Raw genomic sequence first — 21,852 nt, 5'->3', positions numbered from 1 at the left:
GCAATGGCTCATATTTGCTTTTCGTTGATAATGCCTTGTGTCACCAATGACGAAAGGAGCATCTCACAGCGTGTTTTTAGCATATCTCGCAACAAACGCACTGCGGGTGTAATAGATTGGCGGCTTGGGCAAATTAGCCATAGTTGGGTGGGTTTTGGCGTGTAATCTGGCAGAAATGTTACCAACCGGCCATTTAAAATATCGTCACATGTATCCAGACTGGACTTTACCGCCACACCTTTTCCTGCAACTGCCCACTTTCGCACAACTTCACCGTCATTGGCGGTGCGGTTTCCCTGCATTTTAATTTTCAGCAGTTTCTCTTGATGTAAGAACTCCCATTCTTTGTACACTTTATCGTGCAATTGATAAAAAAGCCCATTGCAGTCGCGCAGTTCATCGATGTTTGACGGCGTGCCGTTATTTGCCAAAAAAGACGGGGAGGCCACCAGTAAACGAGGAACTTCGCAAATTTTGAAGCCGTATACGCTGGCGTCGTCGGGCGATCCATAGCGCAAGGCTAGGTCGATAGGGTCACGATAAAAGTCTACATTGCTGTCACTAAAGTGAAGCTTCACGCTCACCTTTTCATGTTCTTCCATAAACGAGTCCAGCCATGGAACGATTATGTTTCTTCCTAAGTCAGACGATAATCCCAGACGCAATTCACCTTCTATCTCCCCTGTTTCACCTTTAAGGTGTTGTTGAGCGTTGACTAATAACCCCATTGCTTCTTCACAAACAGGAATAAAGCGTTCACCAGCCGCAGACAAACGTAATGAACGTGTAGTTCTCACAAATAATTCTGCCCCTAGGTGCTTTTCCACGCGCTTAATCGCAGCACTCGCAGTAGCACTGCGCATATTTAAGTGAGTAGCCGCTGCGGTAATATTGCGAAACTCCGCTACCTTTAAAACAACATTTAAATCGTCTAGTAACATGATTTTCAAATTTAAGTTGATAATGTTTCTTTGATTGTGCTGTTTATCTCAAAATAATCAAGCGTATGATAGCGATAACGTTCAAGAGGAGAGCCAAAAATGAAAGCTGTTGGATATACCCAGTCACTAGCAATTAATGAGAATGATGCACTAATTGATGTAGATATTGAAAAGCCGTCTGCATCCGGACGCGACTTATTGGTGAAAGTAAACGCGATTGCGGTTAATCCAGTAGATTATAAAATTCGTCAGCGCGTCAATCCCGAAGCGGGCACTCCCAAGATACTAGGGTGGGACGCTGTTGGAGAAGTTGTTGAAATAGGCGCTGATGTCTCTGAGTTCGCTGTCGGTGATCGAGTGTATTATGCAGGAGATCTTACACGCCAAGGAACGAATGCTGAATACCAGTTGGTGGACGAGCGCATTGTAGGACATGCGCCTAAAACTCTGTCAGATAGCGAAGCTGCAGCCCTACCTTTAACAACTATTACGGCGTATGAACTATTGTTTGACCATTTGGCACTAGCACAACAGCAAGAAAAAAGTGACGAAGTGGTTTTGGTCGTTGGGGCTGCTGGTGGCGTTGGTTCAATAATGCTTCAGCTACTAAAAACGCTAACAGGGGCAACAGTTATCGCGACAGCCTCTCGCCAAAGTTCAAAAGACTGGGTGGTCTCATTAGGTGCTGATTACGTTGTTGATCACAGCAAACCGATGGCGCAGCAAATTGAAGCACTCAACATTGGGCAAGTTACCCACGTAGCTAGCTTAAATAACACGGGGGCCTACGTTGAAGCCTTTGTTGAAGTCATGAAGCCTAAAGGTAAACTTGCCCTAATTGATGATCCTGAGTCTTTAGATGTGAGCAAACTCAAGCAGAAGAGTTTATCGTTACACTGGGAGTTCATGTTTACACGCTCGATGTTTGAAACAGACGATATAGTTGAACAAAGTCACTTGCTAAATCACGTTGCTAATCTAATTGATGAAGGCAAAGTGAAAACCACAGTGGGAAAACACCTGGGCAAGATAAATGCGGCTAATTTGAAAAAAGCCCACCAAATATTGGAAGAGGGTAGTGCTATTGGCAAGCTAGTGCTTGAAGGCTTTTAAGTTAATAGCGCGGACAGAATACAGCTACTGTGCTATTGCTTTTTGGCCTTAGCATTATGATGGTTTTGGACGTGTGTGGAAACTAAAATATCAAGCTCCTCTTTCCAGTGAGGAGGAGTTTCATTGATAATATATGAACGGATAGCAGCTTCATCGTTTTTATCAGGTAAATCAAGCGCTGCCGATGCGTTAATCCAGAGATATGACTTTGCAAGAAAGCGTTCATTTTCTTGTTGGCTCGTGGTGTACAATTCCCAGTATAGTGCTGCTAAGGGTAGATAGGCTTCGCCCAGTCCCTGTGCGGCCGCTATTTCATACCAATAAGCAGCTTGCTTAACGTCTTGTTGTACACCATCACCCTCATCAAACATCTTGGCTATATAAAGTGCAGCAGTGGGTTGTTTGTCAGGAGACGCAAGCTGGAACAGTTTGATTGCAAGAATAGGGTTTCTATCTACAATTTCGTCGCTGTAATAAAGTTCCCCAAGAAAAAGAGCGGCTTCTATACTGCCTTTTTCAGCTGATATTCTGCAAAGATCCAATCCTTGTTCAATGTCTTTCCTGCTGTCTTTGCTATTTTCAATAAGCAGTTTACCCGCTGAACAAGCAGACTCGTAAATACCGTTTTGAAAAGCCATTTGATACCAATACAACGCGACGTCACCATTACTTGGCGCAGTAATGCCTTCATTTAAACAATCTGCATATTTCTGCATTGCCAATGGCATATTATTTTTGGCTGCCCGCTCATACCACAAACACGCCTTTGCTTGGTTGCGTTTGCGAGACCAGCCTAAATCGTGGTGTAGCGCCAAATTAAATTGCGCTAAACCATTACCTTTGTTTGCAGGTTCGCGCATTAACTCGTAAGCACGTACGTACTCACCTTTGCTCTGCAATTCGATAGCCTCAAGCAAAGGTGCAGCCCAATCTTCTGTTTTCGCATTTACTGACGTACTGGGCAAAATTGCCCAGTAAGCCATTAATAAAAATACAATACGCATTCCGTCAGCTTCGAGAAGGGAATATTCCCTGTGTAGCCACTAGCCAATTCATACCTAAATAGGGGCTGCGTATATTAAATGGAACCGACCCGCCCGCTGGCAACACCGTGGTAGTCGCATTGCTGCTTACTGATACTTGCACATCTAACACGATAGCATCGGCACTCATATCGACGTTAGGCGTGCCTGAATTATATATATTTTCTCTTCTCGGGCTGTTCGCGAGTACATTCCCTGTTGGTACGTTGGTATCTGCATTTGCCGCCAGCGCTCGCAATGTGGCGGAACTGGCTGACGAGTCAACATTGTTCACGATTGTTGTCGACGCTGCGTGATTATGAGAAGGCATTTCTAAAACGCTGAGAGTATGAGTAGGAGACCCACCACGCTGTCCTAGTCTAATGGTATCCAGACCAGGACCCGTTCCTTGTCCTATGGGGGAACGGCCGCGTAGGTCAGGAAGTGCAAATGTTGTTCTTCCATCGCCGCCATAGGTGGTGCCGAACAACGAAAACAAAGCGGTGTTTTGACTTATAGGGAGTAATTGCCCTTGGGCAGAAGCATAACCTCTAATGGTAAAATTACCACCGAATAGGCAAAGCGTTCCCAAGTATACATCGGTTGAGCATGCGCTAGCGGTAGTGGGAAGTAACATTGAGCTTAACGCTAAACTTGAGATAGCAACTAATTGACGTTTATTTGGCTGTTTCATTTCTTATTCCTTTATCTTTTTTGTCTTACAGCGAAGTACATCATTACTAAAATCAAGACGGTTAATGTTGGGGGGGCCGGCACTTTGTTTACCGGGGGAGTAAGATTCTCGGTACCGACAACTCGAATAAATGCAGATGTATCAGCAGAAAATGAGCCGCTTCCATCAAAATCTATTCCTTCGAGTTTAATCTCTGTGGTGAATGAGTTACTGCTGTTTGCTGCAAGAATAAAGTTGAATAAGAAAGTACCAGAGTCGCTTAGCGTCGCGCCTTGCGTTGGGAGTCCGCTTCCATTTTTTTCGTCACCAAAAAGCGTGTCAGATGTCAAATCAGAAAAGAACAACTCATTGTTGAGTTCATCCTCAAGTATTATCTCAGCATCAGCATAAGCGTCAGCACCGCTTGCAGAGGTCGTATTAGTAAAAACAAGCTCAAAGAATATTTGAAAGCTATCTGTTAAAGACGTATTTGTCATAGAAAACAGAAAATCAAAAAAGAAACCTTCAGTGCTGCCGCCTGCGCTTCCTGATATAGAAGCGTCTGCGCCTACACCATCATTAGTGTTGAGCATAAGCCCACCTAACGGATTCGCGCCGGTAACCGTCAAGCCACTTACTGTAGTAATGCTGGAACTGCCACCCAAAACGCTCTCTAGTGTTGCAGTTTGTGATGCATTGCCTGATGCGGGGGCTGAGTCAACGCCAAAAGAGACGTTTCCAGTTACTTCCAAATCGCTAGGGATCAGCGCTGCAGAAGCGTGGAATGATACAAAAGTTATTAATAGGATTGCGAATGAAACTGTGCTGACGTACTTCGTTTGGTCCTTCATGATGTACTCTTGTTGTTTATTTTGGTTGTTTGATTTTTAAGCATCTACTGCGCCAAGTTAAATAAACGCCTAAAAAACAAGAGTATAAAAATTTGTAATATTTATGTTGGTAAAATGTGTAAATTTTGTTGACGGTTTTTTGAGCAACCAATATGCTCTAAACTTACTACTTGCCAGTTTTGTTTTCTTGTTTCTCTTCTATTACGTTTTTGGCTTCTCGCCACTTTGCCAGTTTTTCATAATATACATCCCAAATGCATGGACAACATGAACCGCCTCCACAGCAATCGTCTCGCAATGGTTTCTCTGGCTCTGGAGGGAGTGCCTGGCCTTCTTGGGTTGTGGTATTAGTCATGTCATCAATGTCAGTCTTTTACTTCAAGCAAATACTAACCAGTGAGGGGGCACTATTCAAATAGTTCACGTGTATGGCGTTTATGGTGCTATTTCACGGGTGTTTCACATACGCGCAGCTATTGTGCCTTCTATCATTAAATAATACGGTTTACACCCATGAGAATACCTTTTTTTCACTCGCCATTTTCTACCCGTGTAATAGGATTGACGCTACTTGCTTCCTGTAACGCACTGGCTGTCGACGAGGTGACTAAAAGCGAGTTTTCACCTTTGCCTGATAATTACAAAAAGGCGATAGCAGAGGCTATTACCAACTTTGAAAATACACCGATTAGCCAATGGGCGTATCGCGTGACGCGTTACGAAAATGAGGAAGGCGAAGTAACGAGTAGCGTAGAATCATACTCGCCAAATGAGATGGACTCTGCTCAATGGACGTTACTACAAAAAAATGGAAAAGTACCAAGCCAGAAAGCGCTAAAGGCATTTGAAAAACAAAAACAAAAACAAAAACAAAAACAAAAGCAAAACACAAATATTGCATTGAAACTCAGTGAGCTCATTAAATTAGATAGCCTTTTAGTGTCGTCTGCCAGTGAAAGTGAGGTATTGGCAAATTTTGATGTGAATTTTGAAAAGCTCGGTGAAGATGCGTCGAAGTATCTAAATGGGCAGCTCATTTATAATGTCACCAATGAGTTTATCAAGAAGATAACTATTACTAATACGGAGAGCTTCTCACCAGTTTTTGCTGCGACCATTAACGCACTGAAGGTTGATATGACATTTTTTAAAAATGGCGAAGCGATACTGCCTGAAAGCATCACTATGACCATGCAAGGGCGTTTTGCTGTGTTTAGCGAAATTAACGAGGTGTCTTCTGATACGTATTCTCACTTTCGCTATGTCGGCAGTACGTCAGATTCACACAAAGTTCTTAATGAAAGCGCAAAGTGATTTCTGTGCCAGCAGTGTCAGAAGGGCTGCTAACGGTCAGCGCAAGGCCTTGATGTTCACAAAGTCGTTTTACAATCGATAAACCAAAGCCAAGCCCTGTACTTTGTTCGCCCTTCACGCCCCGTTGGGTAACCAAATGAGCGATATCTTGTTGAATTCCCGGGCCAGTATCTTTGATATAAAGAGTACCGTTTTTTACCGTAAACAGCACACTACCTTTAAGCGTGTATTTGAACGCGTTACTCACAATGTTATCAAGAATAACTTTTAGCACATTGGGCTCTGCAGTTACGTCAGCGTTACAACTGTCATTAATTTCTACTTCGATAGGTTTATGTTCAAGTAGCAAGCGGTTATCTAATATCGATTGCTCTAAAAGTGGCATTAATTGCACAGAAGTGCTGCTAGATGGTGTGTGCTCCTCACGCGCTAACATCAGAAGAGTTTCTACAGTTCTTTCCATCTGTTCAGCGGCATTGGCTATACGCTCGAGCACCTGCTCGTCGTGATGAGTTTGATTGTTGCTTTGCTTCAATTGAGCCACTTCTACAGCGTTTTTAATAACCGCGAGGGGCGTTCTTAACTCATGACTCACATCTCGAGTAAAACTTTGTTCGCGCTCCATCGCCATTGCAATGCGTTTTAGCGTTCTATCAAAAGCACGAGCCAATATGCCAACCTCGTTGTTGGGGTAGTGGTTTACATCGGTATAGGAAGAACGCTGTTCAGCAAACTGTGTTGATAGTGTGGTGATATCTACGCCATCTACAGCGCTTGCCAGTTCATTGAGTGGACGCGTGGTGCGTCGCCCGATTAGCCAAGCGATCAAACAGGCAATCACGGTTACTGTCGCAGCGCTTATCACTAGAAACTGAATGACGCCCCCACGTATTGGGCGTACAAGTAATTGTTTGCTTACTTCGGCAACAAGATATGTACCGGGGTGATCATTAAAGCGATACAAATGATAGTGACGTCCATTTTGACCAAAGAATTCTTTCCTTTGAGGCTCTTCAATTGCAAGGGCTCTAATGTCGTCAGGAAGGTCGCTTTCAGAAAACACCAGTTGCATGTCAGGTGTTCTTGGTGAAGGCCACTGACCCGTGGTGCCAAATTGTGCGTTTAGATAGTCAGCTTCTTGTGCCACGCCTCGTTCAATGAAGCTATCCTCTATCGTATACATCAAAGACAGCGTAATAAGACCGTAAATAGATGAAATGATGAGCGTGAACAAGCAAAAGCGCCAAATAATACGACGGCTTAAGCTGTGAAATTTACGTTTAGCGAGTTTCATAAGTACTGATCACCCCTTACACTGCGTTGTTATCATCAACGGACAAAGCAAAGCCTGCACCAAATACGGTTTTAATTAAGGGCGAGGAAAAGGGTTTATCGACCACATTGCGCAACTGGTAGATGTGAGAACGCAACGCATCAGATTCGGTAGGTTCATCACCCCACAGTTGCTGTGTTAACTGGGAACGACTTACCACTTGTGGATGGGCTTCGGCTAAAATTTGTAAGATCCTAAATCCCATTGAACTTAATGATAGAGACTGCCCATCACGACTCGCAGTTTTGCTTTTACGGTCAATGGTTAGCGGCCCAAGTTCAATTTTATCGGTAGTTTGAAGTAAGTGGCGTTTTGATAATGCAATACAACGTACTTCAAGCTCTTGTAACGAGAATGGCTTAGTAAGGTAGTCGTCTGTCCCAACGTGAAACCCTGACACTTTGTCATCAATACTGTCACGAGCGGTCAGCATTAGAATTGGAACATGGCGTTCAGACTTTTCACGAATTGTTTGGCAAACATTCAGTCCGTCCATGCTAGGCAGGTTTAAATCAAGGATGACAACGTCATAGTAGGCATTGAGTGCTAAATCGAGCCCTTGGTCGCCACGTACCGCAAAATCAAGTACATGCCCTTTGTGCTCCATGTATTGTGCAATGTTTTTTGCAATACTGACTTCGTCTTCTATTAACAGTATGTGCAAGCCTTTAGACATTGTCATCTGAGATTTCCTTATTGCGAAATTGTCGCTAACAATTGCTGCGCAGGCTCAAAATCTGGATGCTGCTTAAGCGTTTGCGCCAACGTTTGCCTACTTGCCATAGTATCACCCAGTTGATATTGAGTTTTAGCAATTTGCACATCTAACGCAGGATTATTAATTGCCTCTTGTGCGAGTAACATTAGGGCCAGGGCTTGGCGTTGCTTGTGCTCGGTAGGGGCAAGCTGAAGATAGTAATAGCCGTACATTCCCACAAGGGCCATATGGTGCGTTTCCGGTGACGTGGTAATGTGTTGTAGCGCAGCGTCGTCACCATCAAGGTAAGCAGCGATTTGCGCAAGGGTGCGGTCATCCTTATACACGGTAGTTGGCTTTACTTTGATATTAAGCGCCTCAAGCATGGCATTCGCCACGCCTATGGTAGACGAAGGATTTTGTCCAGTCACCAGGTTGCCATCTACGGCAACATGTTCAAGCATAATATCCGAGGACTGAAATTTTGCGCCATTGGCAATGAGTTTATCTTCAAGCATGAAATCGAATTGCGGTGCCCACTTTTTACCAAATAGTTGTTCTTCATCATTAGTAAAGCCGTTTATGGTTTTGCCTGCAATAAGGTATTCACCGTTAGACAGCTTTACGTTTACCAGCGCAGCTGGCCCGTGACAAACTGCCGCTACCACACCTTGTTTTTCGTAGATGCTTGCAATGAGGTTTTGCAGTGGCTCATTGTAGGGAAGGTCGAACATAGCACCTTTGCCACCCACGACAAAAATACCTGAGTATTGCGCTGCGCTATGGTCACTAAGGTCACGAAGGGCTAGCGTGTTATTGAGCTTGCGCATAATTGCGTCATCAGCCAATACTTCACGATTATACGCTTGGTTCGGGTCGTATTGGTCGGCCTCAACAGCGCCACCATTTGGGCTGGCTATATCCACCATTATGCCGTTAGCTCTGAATACCAAAAAAGCCTTGGCAAATTCATCAAACTCAAATCCGGGCTTCTCTTTGCCCTGAGCTTGTCCATAGCCGCTGACAACCATCAATATACGAGTCTGCGCATCACTACTCGACGCTAAAGCCGATGATACTGCGCTACACAAAAACACAATCGAAAAAATTCGAGTTAATATACGTTGCATAAAGTGTCTCCTTTAAAATTACATGGTCACTTTATGCAACTCAACGTGAAACGAATGTGAAACGCTACTATTCGGTAAGTAACTCTCGAATTGTGCTTGAAAGACTGCGCTTACTTGCAAGGTAGCCTATAAGTACAACGGTTAAAACGATTATACAAAGCGTTGTAGCTAGCCAGCCAAAATCGGGTTGATAAGTCATAGAAAACTGCGACTGATAAATGAGGACTCCCGCCAACCACGTACCGAACATAGCGCCGAAAGCTGCAATGGAGCCAGTTATTACCCACTCTATAAGATTAAGCGTAAGGCATAACCTTCGCGGTAAGCCAAAGCTCATGATCACACTATTTTTCTTGCGTTCTCTTTGTTCATAGGTAAGCACTGAAGACACAATAACGATACAGGCCAAACATACAATAATAAGCGCAAAACCGCTGATGATTTTTGTCACAAGGGCAAGGGTGTCATCAAAACGCTGGGTCATTTCTCGAATTGAAATCATACGTAGTGAAGGGTGTTGTTTGTACAATATGCCGAGCGAAGCTAAGTTAGCTTCGCTCACTTCTAGGCTCGCCATAACGTAGTGAGGAGCCACAATGTGTGACATAGCTGACGCAGGCATTTGCACCCAAAACGTCATAGAGCCGGCCCCTGGAATGTAGGCATGACTTGCGGCGATGGTAAATTCAACTGCCCGCCCTGCAATAGCAAATGTGAGTACGTCACCGATGTTAAGTCCAAGATCTGTTAATACCTCCTGCTCAACAGAGACTTGTTGCCACTGCTGTGCGTCATCGCTCCACCACTGGCCGCTGATAACCTTATTGTTTGCAGGTAGGTTGTCTGTCCAATGTAGCCGTATTGCTTGTTTGAAGGTGGCTAAGCTCTCGCTTGGTCTGGTTGCAAAATCGTCTAGGCGCTGTTGGTTAATGCGAGTTAGTGTGGCGTATACAAAAGGCTTTCGTTGACGTAGTTGCGCGTCATGCGCGTTTGCCCATTGCATTACAGAATCCATCTGTTTTTCGTTCGCTTGCGAAATCACTAAGTTGCCATCGAACTGGCGGTTATATGAGTGCATCGTATTGCCAAGGTCACGCAGCAACATCAACGTAAACAACAGCAAAAATGCGCACAATCCCACACCCATAATTTGTGTAGATTTGCTAACCAACCGTTTTCTCATCATGAATGTCGTGAAGGGAATAAGACCTGAATATCGTTTTGTGATTACTTCGCCTAGTGCGAGGCTTAACCAGCTGACAATTGCGATAAGGAAAATACAGCTCGCCATAGAACCTAATACCATAGTGGTTAATAGGCCGTTGTCTGAGTATGAAAACGCAACAAAGGTAATGGCAACGAGAGTACACAGAACACCTAAAAAACTGCGCTTTTTAGTGGGAAGATTAAAAACAAGTTGTCTAACAGAGGCGTGTTTTAACGATAGCCAAACGGGTAGCTGAAATAATGCTACAAGTAACGCACAGCCTATAAAGGAAAAAACGGTTGTTGCGATATTAGGTTTCCAGAGTAAAGACGGCAACGAATCAGAGAGCCAACTTACCAACGCCCAATGACTCCACGTAGCGACAATTAACACTACTGGAAACAATAGAAGTAGGTGAAGTACCCACTTAACCAAAGATATATAAAAGCCTTGTGCTCGCGAAGCGCCTACGCTCATGCACACGGCGGCGAAGAATTGCTCTTTTTTTATTTGAAGGCGAGATATTTGAAAGATAGCGATAGACGCCATAAACAGTAATAGCACCGATGCTAAGCCTATGAAATTCTCGGTGCGTTGCCAAAAAAGGGCTAATGGATGCACGCCATTACGATGGCGTAACTGAGCACTTAATAAGGTGCTATTTTGATATGCGACAATACGTTTAAGCTGTGCATCGTTGGCATTCATCTGATAGCGATACTCAATATTGTCATCACTGAACCCCAGTTTATTAAAGTCGTCTTTGTGAAGTAGCGCACGCATATCCACATTGTGACCCTCTAAAAGTCTGTCGGGCTCATGCTGCACTATATGTGAAACGACTAACGACAACCGGCTGATGGATAAGCGTTCTCCAACGTCAACGCCTAGACTTGAAGCTAGACGAGAGTCAATCCATAGGGTTCCAGGCGTTGGAGGTGAAAGCGAAGGATAGGGGGCCTGAGCCAAAGCGTCAGATACTTGTAATTGCCCCTTAAGTGGATAGCTATTACCTACTGCTTTAAGCGTTACTGACTGCCAGCGCTCTTTATAGGTTAACGTTGTCTTTATACTTTGGGTGAAAATGAACGCATTGCTCTGTGCTTTCAACTGTTCAATGTGTGAATCTGGCAGTGCACCAAACGTTGATATGACTGCATCTGCACCAAGTAAGTTAGCCATGTTGAGTGACAAATGGTTTTGCACTGATTCACTGGCTAAGGTTAGGGTGATAATAAACACCATCATTATTGCTTGGGTCATCTGCAGCAAACGGTAATGCGATGATGCGATATCGTCTAAAAATAGGCGCCATGCTAGAGGAAAAGTGAGTTTACGCACAATGCTCTCCTTGTATTAAAGGATTTTTCCATGAGCATTTGCCTTCATTAAACTGCAGTTGATGCATAGCCTTATCGGCTAACTGCCCACTGTGCGTTACCAATATCAAGCTTGCGCCATTGTCTTTACAACACGCAAAGAGTAGATCTGCGATTTCCTTTGCACTTTGTGAGTCTAAGTTTCCTGTAGGCTCGTCAGCAAAAATAAATTTAGGCGAGAACGCTAACGCTCGCGCTATTGCAACACGCTGTTGCTCGCCACCACTCAGTTGAGAAGGCTTGTGAGTCGATCTGTGTGCTAGTCCTACTTTTTCCAGCCATTGTTTAGCAATGTCGGTTGCCGCTTTATTGCCTCTAAGTTTAAGCGGAAGGGCCACGTTTGTAAGCGCATCAAGTTCAGGAAGTAGGTGAAATTGTTGAAAAATAAAGCCAATTTCTGAACGCAGTTCATTTATGGAGTAGGTCTTGGTTTCACTGCAGCCTACCACGCTTCCTTTGGTAGGTGTCTCAAGTCCTGAAGCCAGCATCAACAAACTTGACTTTCCTGAACCTGATGGGCCGGTGATGGCATACGACTCGCCTTGTCGGATGCACAGATTTATATTTTTAAACAGAACAATGTTTCGCGATTCGGCGCGAAACGATTGTGAAACGTCTCGCAGTTCAATCCATGAGTTGTTGTGCTTTGACATAATATCTACCCCAATCAATTTTGACGTTAGGGTAAACGGGTAAGCGTGAAATGGATGTGAAAGCACACATACTGGCATTTCACATTTGCTTCACAGCTAAATTGGTAGCGTTAGGGCACGGTAACGAAATAAATGGTTATTATCATGTTCAATAAAACTAAACGCTCTATAGTTTGTATCGCACTGCTATGTTCCAGTCTCTCTGGCTGCCATGTTTTTAACTCACTTCGAATGATGCAGATTAACGACGATGTTGAACCTGTTTACACTGCACAGTCAAAAATTACGCTAGATGCAGAATATGCGGGGGAAAAACCTTACGTCTATGCAACTGTTAATGGAGAGAAGCTATTATTCTTGTTAGATACAGGCGCGCGCTTTCTTATCTTAATGGACACCCCAAAAGTTCAGCAGCTCAATTTGCCTCGCGGATTTGACCTGGCGCTTACTGGATGGGGCGAAGAAGGCAATAGTCAAGCTTATCAAACGGATATTGAGCGCATCGATTTAGGTGGGGTGTATTTCGATAATATGAAAGCGGCTATGATCCCCGTATCCCAGACACATTATTATCTGCGAGAGGATGAAGCCATTTACGATGGCGTGATAGGACACGATATGATGCGTCACTTCACGTGGGAATTTGATGCAAACGCAAATACTATTGTGTTGTCACAAGACGCTTACCAGCCCAGTGAAAAGGCGACTCGATTAGACATGAGCAGCTTTTTAAATAAGATTTCTGTAGATGGCGAGCTGGCATTTAATGACACTGTGAGGGTAAACGAGCCCTTCATCATAGATACTGGCAGCCGTCACTATGTAAAACTTAGTACCGCCTATGTTGAGTCTAACGACATCAGCATTACTTCAAGGCGCGTTCGAGCCGCTGATTTTGGCTTAAGTGGTAAGGTAGAACACGATAGAGTAACGTTACCGCAACTAGCGCTTGGCGATATCAAGATAGATAACGTTAAGGTGAACCTCATTCCAAGCGATGATGAAGATGACTGGTGGGTATTAGGTAATGCGCTAATGAACCAATTTAAAACAGTTATTGATTACAACAACAATGCGTTTTACTTAGAGCCACAAAAGCCATTTGTTACCGACTACAACTTACTAGGGTTAGAGTTACGAAAAATACGCAGTGGCGATTTTGTAGTGCGCTACGTGTTCCCAAATTTACCTGCCACTGAAACTGATTTGCAGGTAGGGGACATCGTAACCCATATTGATGAGAAAGCGGCTGCTTCAATTTCGCTTAGTGACTACAACGACCTTGCGTCGATGTCTGGTGCGCATCAGGTGTGTATTTCGCGCGATAGCGCTTGCTTTACTATTCACGCTAAATCTATTGCTGGTTACTCCACTGAGCATTAGTTTACCGTACAACCGAGCCTTAGCCAAATAAGAAAGCCCCTACAAAAGGGGCTTTCTAGGTTTCGTTCTATGCTTCTTAGTTACTCAGCAGGAGCTTCATCTTTTGATGTATTGCTGTTTAAGTGCATAGGCTCTGTGCTTACTGACTTAGGAGCAACCTTGGTGGTGCGAGTAATAATGTCACTCTTGCCGGTAACCAAGTCTTCCAATGTACCGTTTTCTGCATCAACCAAACCTACTTCGCGAAGCATGGAGTCAACTAAAGGCGCATTTGCGCGGTAGTTGAGGGCTGCTTGCGTAACTTGATCAGCAAGTCCCGTTCCTGCACTTGCAACGCTGTGCTCACCGTTAGCTGAGCCGCCAGTGCCATAGCCTTGCAGAATCTTGATACCTTCAATGTTTTCGATAGGTTTAACCGCTTGGGCCACAAGTTCAGGCAATACTTTAAGCATTGCCAATGCTTTTTGTAGCTCAATTTGCTCATTCTTAAGCGTATTTTCGGCTTCGTATAGCGCCTGTTTACCTTGTGCTTCAACGGCTAACACTTTTTCATCAGCTTCTGCTTGTAGCATTTTTGCATCAGCAGATGCTTTTGCTTCGGTCAAAATCGCCGCCGCAGAGTTTTCCGCCGCTTCTTTTTTCGCTTGTGCTTCAACCGTAATACCTACCGCTTCACGCTCAGCTTCTTTGCGGGCATCAATAACTTCAATTTGTTTTCTACGCTCTGCTTCTGCCACCGAGCGCGCTGTTTTAACCGCTTCTTCCTTTTCTACTTTTTGCTTTTCGGCATCAGCCGCTTTGGCGCGTGCAGCAGACTCTTCTTCTGACTTAACGGCAACGGCAATTTGTTTCACCTGTTCAGATACTTCAACTTCTTGCTGTTGGCGTATACGTGCTTGTTCTAGGGCCTGACGCTTCGCAATTTCTTGAGTTTCAATTTCACGAGATTTCTCAATTTCTGCCGCTTCGATAGCGCGGTTTTTCGCTATTTCAGCTTCGCGCTCTTCACGCTCTTTCATTTCACGCTGTTTCGCAATTTCTGCTTTCTGCTCTTGACGCTTAAATGCCAACACTTGTTCTTGCGTTAGGCGAGCTTCTTCTTCATCACGTTTCACTTCAAGCGACTGCTTTTCTGCAGCAAGATTACGTTGTTCAATCAGAATACGGTTTTCTTGTTGAATATCGTTGGTTTCTTTGCGCTTTTCTTCAATGATTTTAGCAAGACGCGCACGACCCTCTGCGTCGAATGCGTTGTTTTCATTGAAAAATTGTAGGTCTGTTTGGTCAAATCCAGTCAAGCTTACTGATTCAAGCTCCAAGCCGTTCTTTTCCAAATCGTTAGCGACACTTTGTTGTACTTTTTGCACAAAATCAGCACGCTGTTCGTGCATTTCTGTCATGCTCATTTCTGCTGCTACTGCACGTAGAACGTCAACGAACTTCGACTCCATCAGTTTTTTAACTTCCTCTGCGCGTGTAGTCCGCGTACCTAACGTTTGAGCGGCCATCGAAATACCATTGGTATTAGGCGCTACGCGCAGGTAAAAGTCCGCTTTTACATCAACGCGCATTCTGTCTTTGGTAATAAGCGCATCTTTTTGAATTTTCTCAACTTCAATACGCAAGGTATTCATGTTAACCGGAATAATTTCATGCACTACTGGCAGTACAAGTGCACCGCCATCTTTAATGACTTTCTCGCCGCCTAAACCCGTTCTTACAAAGGCAGTTTCCTTTGTTGCGCGTTTGTACAATTTGGCAAAAATAAGCCCAATAACAATAAGGCCTATTACAATGGCACCGGCAATAAAGAGTATTGACGGCAAGCTAGATGTTTGAAGAGTATCCATACTTTTATCTCTTTTTAGGTTATTGGTAGCGCGTTGCTAACCAGCTTCGTTCATTTTTTTGAACAAGAATGACACGCTCGCCTTGTGCAAAGAGCTCTTTTTCTTCAAAAGGCTCAACAAGCACAAAATGAGGCTGTGAATAGTTATCTGTAAATTTTGCTTCTGCGGGGTTTCCTCGTGAAGCGCGGCCAATGGTGATCTCGGCAACCGCGCCAACAAATTCGTCACTGCTAATTGCGCTCGATTCGATAGAAGGGAGGATGTGAGCAATAACTAACACGGTTTTTGATGTCACTAACAAGCTCAACACCAAAGATACTGGAACAGAAATAAACCCCGGTAACGCAGAGGATATGAGTAGTGACGTTACGCCATTTAGAATGAAGCCTACAAGGCTGAATAAGGTTAACAGTACAATTAACCACACCAGAAAAGGAACGCGGTTTATGTTCAGCCAACTTGCGAATTCAGAGCCAAGTACACTGTCGCTATCCATTTCGCCTAAATCGTCGCCCATACCTAATAAACTTATGCCAAAGAGCATACTGACAAGTTCGAGAAACAGGACGATAATCACTGCACACAGCGCAATACTGAACCAAAAGTTAGCAGGGGAAAGAAGGATATCTGTCATTTACACCGTCCGTGATGAGCAACATTGAAGCTCTTTTATACCACAGACAGATATTTTAGCCAGTGATAAACTTTAGAACTTTAGCATAGTATCCGCACACATCTTACCAACTGATTAGCCTTTAAAAAATAAAAAGCAGCAAGATTGAATGCTGCTTAATATTTAGATTTGTACCTGCAGGTTTTTGCATGCAAACACTACACTTACCAAGTGTGATTTGCCCGCTCACAATAAATTAATGAGTATGTGCTTCGCCGATAGCATGGCCATCCGTGTCGTAGTAGCCACTAGCTCCCGCTTCAATGAAACCTTGGTTTACCATATTTGTTAAAAATGGATCGGTGTGATCATCGCCAATGTCGGCATAGTCAGTTGACTGGTATGCGTCTCTTTTGGCAAAAAATGCAGCGGCATCGATGTTGTAATCCACTGTTTCTAATGACCATATTCGCGTGCTGCGCTGTGAGGCTACCGAAAAGTGCTTAATCAATTTTTGATGAGGTAACCATGATAGTGAATATACCGTTTGCCCTTGTTTAAGGGTGTAGTGTTGTACTGTGTCACAGCCTTTCTCGTCTGTTTTGGTTAGCGTCATTTTTTCTAAAAGGGTGTCGCTAATAAGCTGGTAGCGATATGAAAAGTCATTTTCTCGCACACCGTGAATGGTTTCACCGCTTTGATATTCAATGGCACGCTCGTGGGCATCAAAGAAGCGGGTTGGTTTTATTAACTTGTTGCGCACGAGTGTCCAAGACTCTGTAATTTTTGTCGCGGGGTACTCGTGTGCTACCTTGTTGTCATTACGCCACAGCTTCATGCTTGTTGTGCGAGGAGATTTATTTACTTGCTCAACGTTGATATTGTAAGTCGCCATGAGATTTTTCATGTCATTTTCACAAGACAATGATGTTGCGTTAGCAAATGATAGTGTTTGAATGGTTAAAAGCGCCAAAGAAACGAAAAGTGCTTTCATAGATTACTCCAAGGGAAAGGGGCAATTGGTATTGCCCCTTGGTCTTACTGTTGTGCGGCCTACTTGCCGCTAAAACACGTTGAGAATGTGTTTATTCCATTGCTTCTTCAGCTTTTGATACAAAGTCGCCGGCAAAATCCATAACATGGAAAATAACACTTTGCTCGTTCGTACCATTCACTAGGAATGCGCCAGGGCCTTTCGCATAAATACCAACGTCTTCTCCCGAGTGGGTTTCAGAACCTAGTGGTATAAGTGCTTCTTGGTGATAACCAGGTGTAGTGGTATCGACATCGGTGATGTCTTTACGACCAGTATCAGGGCCATCAAGATACGAGGCATCAGAGTTGGTAACATCACCTAGGTTTCTAAAGCCCAAGCCATTGGTATAACCCAACGTTGTATAAGGAGTGCCGTCTGCCGCCGTCGCTGCGTCATTTGCACCTACGTTAACGACTTTACCTAGAATTGGGTTACCGCGCTTAGGGTAGCCTGCAATAGTAAACACGTGACCGTGGTCAGCAGTAACAATAATCAGCGTATCTTCATCATTGGTGAGTGCGTCTGCCGCAGCAATTGCTTCAGCAAAAGCGATGGTATCGTGCAGCGCACCGTAGGCGTTACCGGCATGGTGTGCGTGGTCAATACGTCCAGACTCAACCATTAAGAAGAAGCCTTCATCGTTGTTATCAAGGATGTTAATAGCAGCACTTGTCATCTCTGCAATTGAAGGTTCACCTGCAATGTCGTTCTCACGGTCTGCAGCGTATTGCATGTGAGATTCGTTAAACAAAGCGAATACCCGTTCTGTGGTTTCTGTATCAATACCATCAAAACCACTTTGGTCGTAAACATAAACACCATTGGTGTACATTGCTTGCCACTCTGCCGTAAGGTCACGTCCATCAGTACGATCACCTTCAACAGTGCTTGCTGCATCAGGGCTATTAAATGCGGCATCTTTGGGTAAGAAGTGACGACGTCCACCACCCATAACAACTTCGATTCCGTCTACATCAAGGCCTTCAAAGTTTGATTCTAGATTCGCTTCAAAATTAACAAGCTGGTCTGCGATATCGGTGCAACCCGCAGTAACCGCAGCTTCCGGCATATCTGAAACGTCTTCCCAGTTACGATCTGCCGATTTCGCATAGGTTGCCGCAGGCGTCGCATGAGTGATACGTGCAGTTGAAATGATCCCAGTTGATTTGCCCGCGATTTCAGCCAATTCAAGTGCAGTAACTAGCTCGTTCCCTGCAACCGTGCTGCAATCGCCACGTTCAATATCTTCATCTACACCGATAACACCTACATCGGTTTTGATACCACTCATCATCGCGGTCATCGTGCCAGCAGAGTCAGGTGTTTGCGCATCAACATTGTAGGTTTTTGATAGTCCAGAGAATGGGAAGCGGTCAAAACTAAGTTGGTTTTCTTCACCCGCCAGACCCTTCATCTGACCATCTAAAATGCGTGCGGCAGTAACTGTTGAAACACCCATGCCGTCACCCACGAAAAGAATAACGTTTTTCGCTGTACCGCGAAGGTTTTCAACCATTGCGTTTAGTTCTTGTTGTGAACTTACCGTTGCTACCTCAACGTTTGACGAAGCCGATGCGCTACCTGAGGTTGCATTCATCCAAACTTGCTTATTGTTTTCAACTTCTGTTTGCGCCGCCACGAACCAATCGTTGTTCAAGCTGGTCAGTAGTTCACTGCTACTCACGCTGCTTACGCCCGGTACACATACATAGCTTGTTGCAGTGATTTCCGCTTCTGCCAATGTACCATCGCTATCTGAATCAACACCAGAATCAATGCGAAGGCCGCTGTTAGGGCAGTTGGCATCGCCAACAGCAAGTTCAGTTTGTACAGTTAGACTGGTTAAGCCGTTTGTACCGTCAACACCGTTTTGGCCATCTACGCCATCTTTACCGTCATCGCCTTCAAGAAAACAACCAGAAAGACCTGCTACCGCAACTGCAATTACACTTAATTTAAATACATTCATTGTTCTTCTCCACTTACTCGTTCACAAGGCCAAGCGCTTGATTAATTAAGTGGAAAACAACATTTTGCTCTACCACGCCTTGCGCAAGTTGGCTGCCAGGTCCTGTAGCATGTAACGCTATATCTTCACCCGAGTGGGTTTCTGAACTTAGCGGAATAAGTGCTTCTTGGTGATATCCTGGTGCGGTTGTATCAACATTTGTTAAATCTACGCGACCCGCTGCGTTGTCTAAACCATAGGTAACGTCTGAATTAGTTTCGTCGCCAAGATCACGAAAGCCCAAACCGTTGGTGTAACCTAGTGTTGTATAAGGTGTGCCATCAGATGCAGTAGCAGGTTCTTCTGAGCCCACATTCACCACTTTGCCTAAAATGGGGTTACCACGTTTTGGATAGCCAGCGATAGTGAATACGTGACCGTGGTCGGCGGTAACAAGAATTAAGGTTTCTGACGGATCTGTGTTTTCTACCGCAGCCATTACTGCTTGTTCAAACGCTAGGGTATCGGTAAGTGCGCCGGCAGCATTACCAGCGTGGTGCGCATGGTCAATACGGCCAGATTCAACCATAAGGAAAAAACCGTTTTCGTTGTTATCAAGAATGTTGATAGCGGCTTCGGTCATTTCGGCTACTGACGGTTCACCAGCAATGTCATTAGCGCGGTCAGCTTCGTATTGCATGTGAGATTCGTTAAACAAACCAAAGACACGCTCTGTGGTTTCAGTGTCAATTGCATCGAAACCGGCTTGGTCGTAGATATATACGCCGTTTTCGTACATGTCTTGCCATTCAGCTGTGAGGTCGCGAGAATCGGTACGATCGCCTTCTACATCGCTTTGTGCATCTGGACTGTTAAATGCTTCGTCTTTAGGAAGGAAGTGACGACGGCCTCCACCCATTACGACTTCTATGCCATCTACATCTACGCCTGTGTAACGCTGTTCAAGGTAGCTTTCAAAGTTCACTAGCTGGTCAGCAATGTCTTTACAGCCGCCAGTTACCGCTTCTTCAGGCATGTCTGAAACATCTTCCCAGTTACGATCAGCTGATTTTGCGTAAGTTGCAGCAGGTGTTGCGTGAGTTATACGTGCTGTAGAAACAACTCCCGTTGACAAGCCTTTAATTTCAGCAAGTTCTAGAGCTGTAATAACTTCGTTACCCGCAACGGTTGCGCAATTCCCGCGCTCAATGTCTTCATCAACACCAATTACGCCTACGTCAGTCTTAAGACCCGACATCATCGCAGTCATTGTGCCCGCTGAGTCTGGTGTTTGCGCATCTACGTTATAGGTTTTTACCAGAGCAGTGTGAGGGAAAGTTTCGAAGCTCAAGTAACCTTCTTCACCAGGGTTACCCGCAAGCTGACCTTTGTGAATTCGCGCTGAAGTAAGGGTTGAGATACCCATACCATCACCGACAAAAAGAATAACGTTTTTGGCTTTAAATTTATTATTGGTTGCTAATTTCTGCGTAATCTTTGTTTGCGCGTCTGTGAACCAAGCGCTATTGGTTTGATGCTCGGGTAACACTGAGGCTTGCAGCCCAGCTGATACCGCAAAAGCAACTGCGGTGCATGCCACTTTCCAGTTACGATTCATGATTGTTTCCTACACGTTTTTATTAAAATCGGATATGGGTATGTCTAGACGTAGGTTTCTAGCTAAGTGCATTCGTTATCCGTGAAGCCTCAACTACAAAACGACAGAGAGCGTAGGGAGATGTGGTGACACTTCTTTGACAGATATATTGCTAAACTGTCACAAATGTCACATAAGTGTAAAACTATAACGTGTTTTTATTGATTGCCTGTTCAATAAAGCTGTAAAATTAGGAACTTAGCGTTTTGCTGAGTGATAGAACGAACACAATCAATTGTCATAAAAAAGTGGTCTAACCTGTTGTAAGTGTCAGATTTTCTTACGTAAAATTGTGATGTTGTAACATAACTTCTGAGGGGGTGACCTTCAATACACTGCCTTGATCATACCAATCGCCTAATACAATACGAGACGCAGGCTTTCCATTGGCCGTGAGTGAATGAATATTTGGACGATGAGTATGTCCGTGGATCATGCGTTGAACCCCCCATTTTTCCATTACTTTAATTACTTCTTCTGGCGTAACATCCATAATCTCAGGCTTGAGGTTCTTTTGGTTGGCTTTACTTTCGGCGCGCCCATTATCGGCAACACGTTGTCGATACCATAAAGGTAGGGCTAGCATTAATCTAGGCCACCACCAACCACGGGACTTCTTGCGAAACTTTTGATAGGCCACATCTTTTGTGCACAATTCGTCACCGTGAGTAAGTAGTGTAGGCGTGCCATAAAGGTCGATAACTTCTTGCTCATTAAGTAACGTCATGCCTGCTTTATTCAGCCATGTTTCGCGTATCGCAAAATCGCGGTTACCGTGAATAAAGTAGATAGGGCAGTGGGCACTTACCTTCTTAAATGCAGCTGCAATTTCGGTGTTAAACGGTGTAACGTTGTCGTCTCCAATCCATACTTCAAATAAATCACCCAGTACATATAGTGCGTCACCATCAATGGCATCTTCACGTAAAAAACGCATTAAGCATTCGGTAATATCCGGGCGGTCAGCACTTAAATGTAAATCGGCGATAAAGTAAGTAAACGACATAGAAATTCTTTAACTGATCAGATTTTACTAAAGACGAAAAAGCCGT

Annotated in this window: 19 protein-coding genes; 3 read left to right on the top strand and 16 right to left on the bottom strand. The window is 44.3% G+C overall.

Annotation, left to right across the window (positions count from 1 at the left end):
- Positions 1-8 precede the first annotated feature (8 nt).
- Positions 9-941 (bottom strand): LysR family transcriptional regulator, encoded by a 933-nt coding sequence (locus tag OZ660_RS12430; protein ID WP_274741125.1) that lies wholly within the window; start codon positions 939-941, stop codon positions 9-11.
- A gap of 99 nt (positions 942-1,040) precedes the next feature.
- Here OZ660_RS12430 and OZ660_RS12425 point away from each other — a divergent pair, with 99 nt between their 5' ends.
- A complete protein-coding gene (locus tag OZ660_RS12425) occupies positions 1,041-2,054 on the top strand; it encodes a zinc-binding alcohol dehydrogenase family protein (RefSeq protein ID WP_274741124.1) in 1,014 nt (337 codons plus the stop codon).
- Between the two features lie 32 nt (positions 2,055-2,086).
- Here the strand turns inward: OZ660_RS12425 and OZ660_RS12420 are convergent, their stop codons facing one another.
- The 4 genes from OZ660_RS12420 to OZ660_RS12405 form a co-directional block, all read right to left on the bottom strand.
- On the bottom strand, positions 2,087-3,058 hold the full coding sequence (locus tag OZ660_RS12420; protein ID WP_274741123.1) for a tetratricopeptide repeat protein: 972 nt from the start codon (positions 3,056-3,058) through the stop codon (positions 2,087-2,089).
- 4 nt (positions 3,059-3,062) lie between these two features.
- On the bottom strand, positions 3,063-3,770 hold the full coding sequence (locus tag OZ660_RS12415; protein WP_274741122.1) for a phage tail protein: 708 nt from the start codon (positions 3,768-3,770) through the stop codon (positions 3,063-3,065).
- 11 nt (positions 3,771-3,781) lie between these two features.
- Entirely contained in the window at positions 3,782-4,600 is an 819-nt protein-coding gene (locus OZ660_RS12410) for a hypothetical protein (protein ID WP_274741121.1), read from the bottom strand.
- A 166-nt stretch (positions 4,601-4,766) separates the two neighbouring features.
- Entirely contained in the window at positions 4,767-4,955 is a 189-nt protein-coding gene (locus tag OZ660_RS12405) for an oxidoreductase-like domain-containing protein (RefSeq protein ID WP_274741120.1), read from the bottom strand.
- A 158-nt stretch (positions 4,956-5,113) separates the two neighbouring features.
- Between OZ660_RS12405 and OZ660_RS12400 the strand changes: the two genes are divergently transcribed.
- The gene (locus tag OZ660_RS12400; protein ID WP_274741119.1) at positions 5,114-5,914 is read left to right on the top strand and encodes a hypothetical protein; all 801 of its coding nucleotides are present in this window, start codon (positions 5,114-5,116) and stop codon (positions 5,912-5,914) included.
- Here OZ660_RS12400 and OZ660_RS12395 read toward each other — a convergent pair.
- The 5 genes from OZ660_RS12395 to OZ660_RS12375 form a co-directional block, all read right to left on the bottom strand.
- Positions 5,895-7,208 (bottom strand): sensor histidine kinase, encoded by a 1,314-nt coding sequence (locus OZ660_RS12395; RefSeq protein WP_274741118.1) that lies wholly within the window; start codon positions 7,206-7,208, stop codon positions 5,895-5,897. The two genes, OZ660_RS12400 and OZ660_RS12395, sit on opposite strands and share 20 nt — an antisense overlap.
- Positions 7,209-7,224: 16 nt before the next feature.
- Positions 7,225-7,929 carry a response regulator transcription factor gene (locus OZ660_RS12390; RefSeq protein ID WP_202261857.1) on the bottom strand — a complete coding sequence of 235 codons (705 nt, stop codon included), beginning with the start codon at positions 7,927-7,929 and terminating at the stop codon, positions 7,225-7,227.
- Between the two features lie 11 nt (positions 7,930-7,940).
- A complete protein-coding gene (locus OZ660_RS12385; RefSeq protein ID WP_274741117.1) occupies positions 7,941-9,074 on the bottom strand; it encodes a type 1 glutamine amidotransferase domain-containing protein in 1,134 nt (377 codons plus the stop codon).
- A gap of 67 nt (positions 9,075-9,141) precedes the next feature.
- Entirely contained in the window at positions 9,142-11,622 is a 2,481-nt protein-coding gene (locus OZ660_RS12380) for an ABC transporter permease (protein WP_274741116.1), read from the bottom strand.
- Positions 11,615-12,313 (bottom strand): ABC transporter ATP-binding protein, encoded by a 699-nt coding sequence (locus tag OZ660_RS12375; RefSeq protein ID WP_202261854.1) that lies wholly within the window; start codon positions 12,311-12,313, stop codon positions 11,615-11,617. The genes OZ660_RS12380 and OZ660_RS12375 overlap by 8 nt, the downstream gene beginning before the upstream one ends.
- A 144-nt stretch (positions 12,314-12,457) precedes the next feature.
- On the opposite strand from OZ660_RS12375, the gene OZ660_RS12370 reads away from it, so the two are divergent.
- Positions 12,458-13,696: an aspartyl protease family protein gene (locus tag OZ660_RS12370; protein WP_274741115.1), complete on the top strand. Its 1,239-nt coding sequence runs from the start codon at positions 12,458-12,460 to the stop codon at positions 13,694-13,696.
- An 80-nt stretch (positions 13,697-13,776) separates the two neighbouring features.
- On the opposite strand, the gene OZ660_RS12365 is transcribed toward OZ660_RS12370, so the two are convergent.
- The 6 genes from OZ660_RS12365 to lpxH form a co-directional block, all read right to left on the bottom strand.
- Positions 13,777-15,546: a flotillin family protein gene (locus OZ660_RS12365; protein WP_274741114.1), complete on the bottom strand. Its 1,770-nt coding sequence runs from the start codon at positions 15,544-15,546 to the stop codon at positions 13,777-13,779.
- 19 nt (positions 15,547-15,565) lie between these two features.
- Positions 15,566-16,180: an OB-fold-containig protein gene (locus OZ660_RS12360; RefSeq protein ID WP_274741113.1), complete on the bottom strand. Its 615-nt coding sequence runs from the start codon at positions 16,178-16,180 to the stop codon at positions 15,566-15,568.
- A 235-nt stretch (positions 16,181-16,415) separates the two neighbouring features.
- Positions 16,416-17,153 (bottom strand): hypothetical protein, encoded by a 738-nt coding sequence (locus OZ660_RS12355; RefSeq protein ID WP_274741112.1) that lies wholly within the window; start codon positions 17,151-17,153, stop codon positions 16,416-16,418.
- A 91-nt stretch (positions 17,154-17,244) separates the two neighbouring features.
- Positions 17,245-19,164, bottom strand: a complete 1,920-nt coding sequence (locus OZ660_RS12350) for an alkaline phosphatase (protein WP_274741111.1) — start codon at positions 19,162-19,164, stop codon at positions 17,245-17,247.
- A gap of 13 nt (positions 19,165-19,177) precedes the next feature.
- Positions 19,178-20,761 carry an alkaline phosphatase gene (locus tag OZ660_RS12345; RefSeq protein ID WP_274741110.1) on the bottom strand — a complete coding sequence of 528 codons (1,584 nt, stop codon included), beginning with the start codon at positions 20,759-20,761 and terminating at the stop codon, positions 19,178-19,180.
- 319 nt (positions 20,762-21,080) lie between these two features.
- The gene (gene lpxH, locus OZ660_RS12340; RefSeq protein ID WP_274741109.1) at positions 21,081-21,806 is read right to left on the bottom strand and encodes a UDP-2,3-diacylglucosamine diphosphatase; all 726 of its coding nucleotides are present in this window, start codon (positions 21,804-21,806) and stop codon (positions 21,081-21,083) included.
- Positions 21,807-21,852 lie beyond the last annotated feature (46 nt).

The organism is Alteromonas sp. 009811495 (genome assembly GCF_028865455.1).
Taxonomy (GTDB): Bacteria; Pseudomonadota; Gammaproteobacteria; order Enterobacterales; family Alteromonadaceae; genus Alteromonas.
This window is presented reverse-complemented; position numbering and strand designations above follow the sequence as displayed.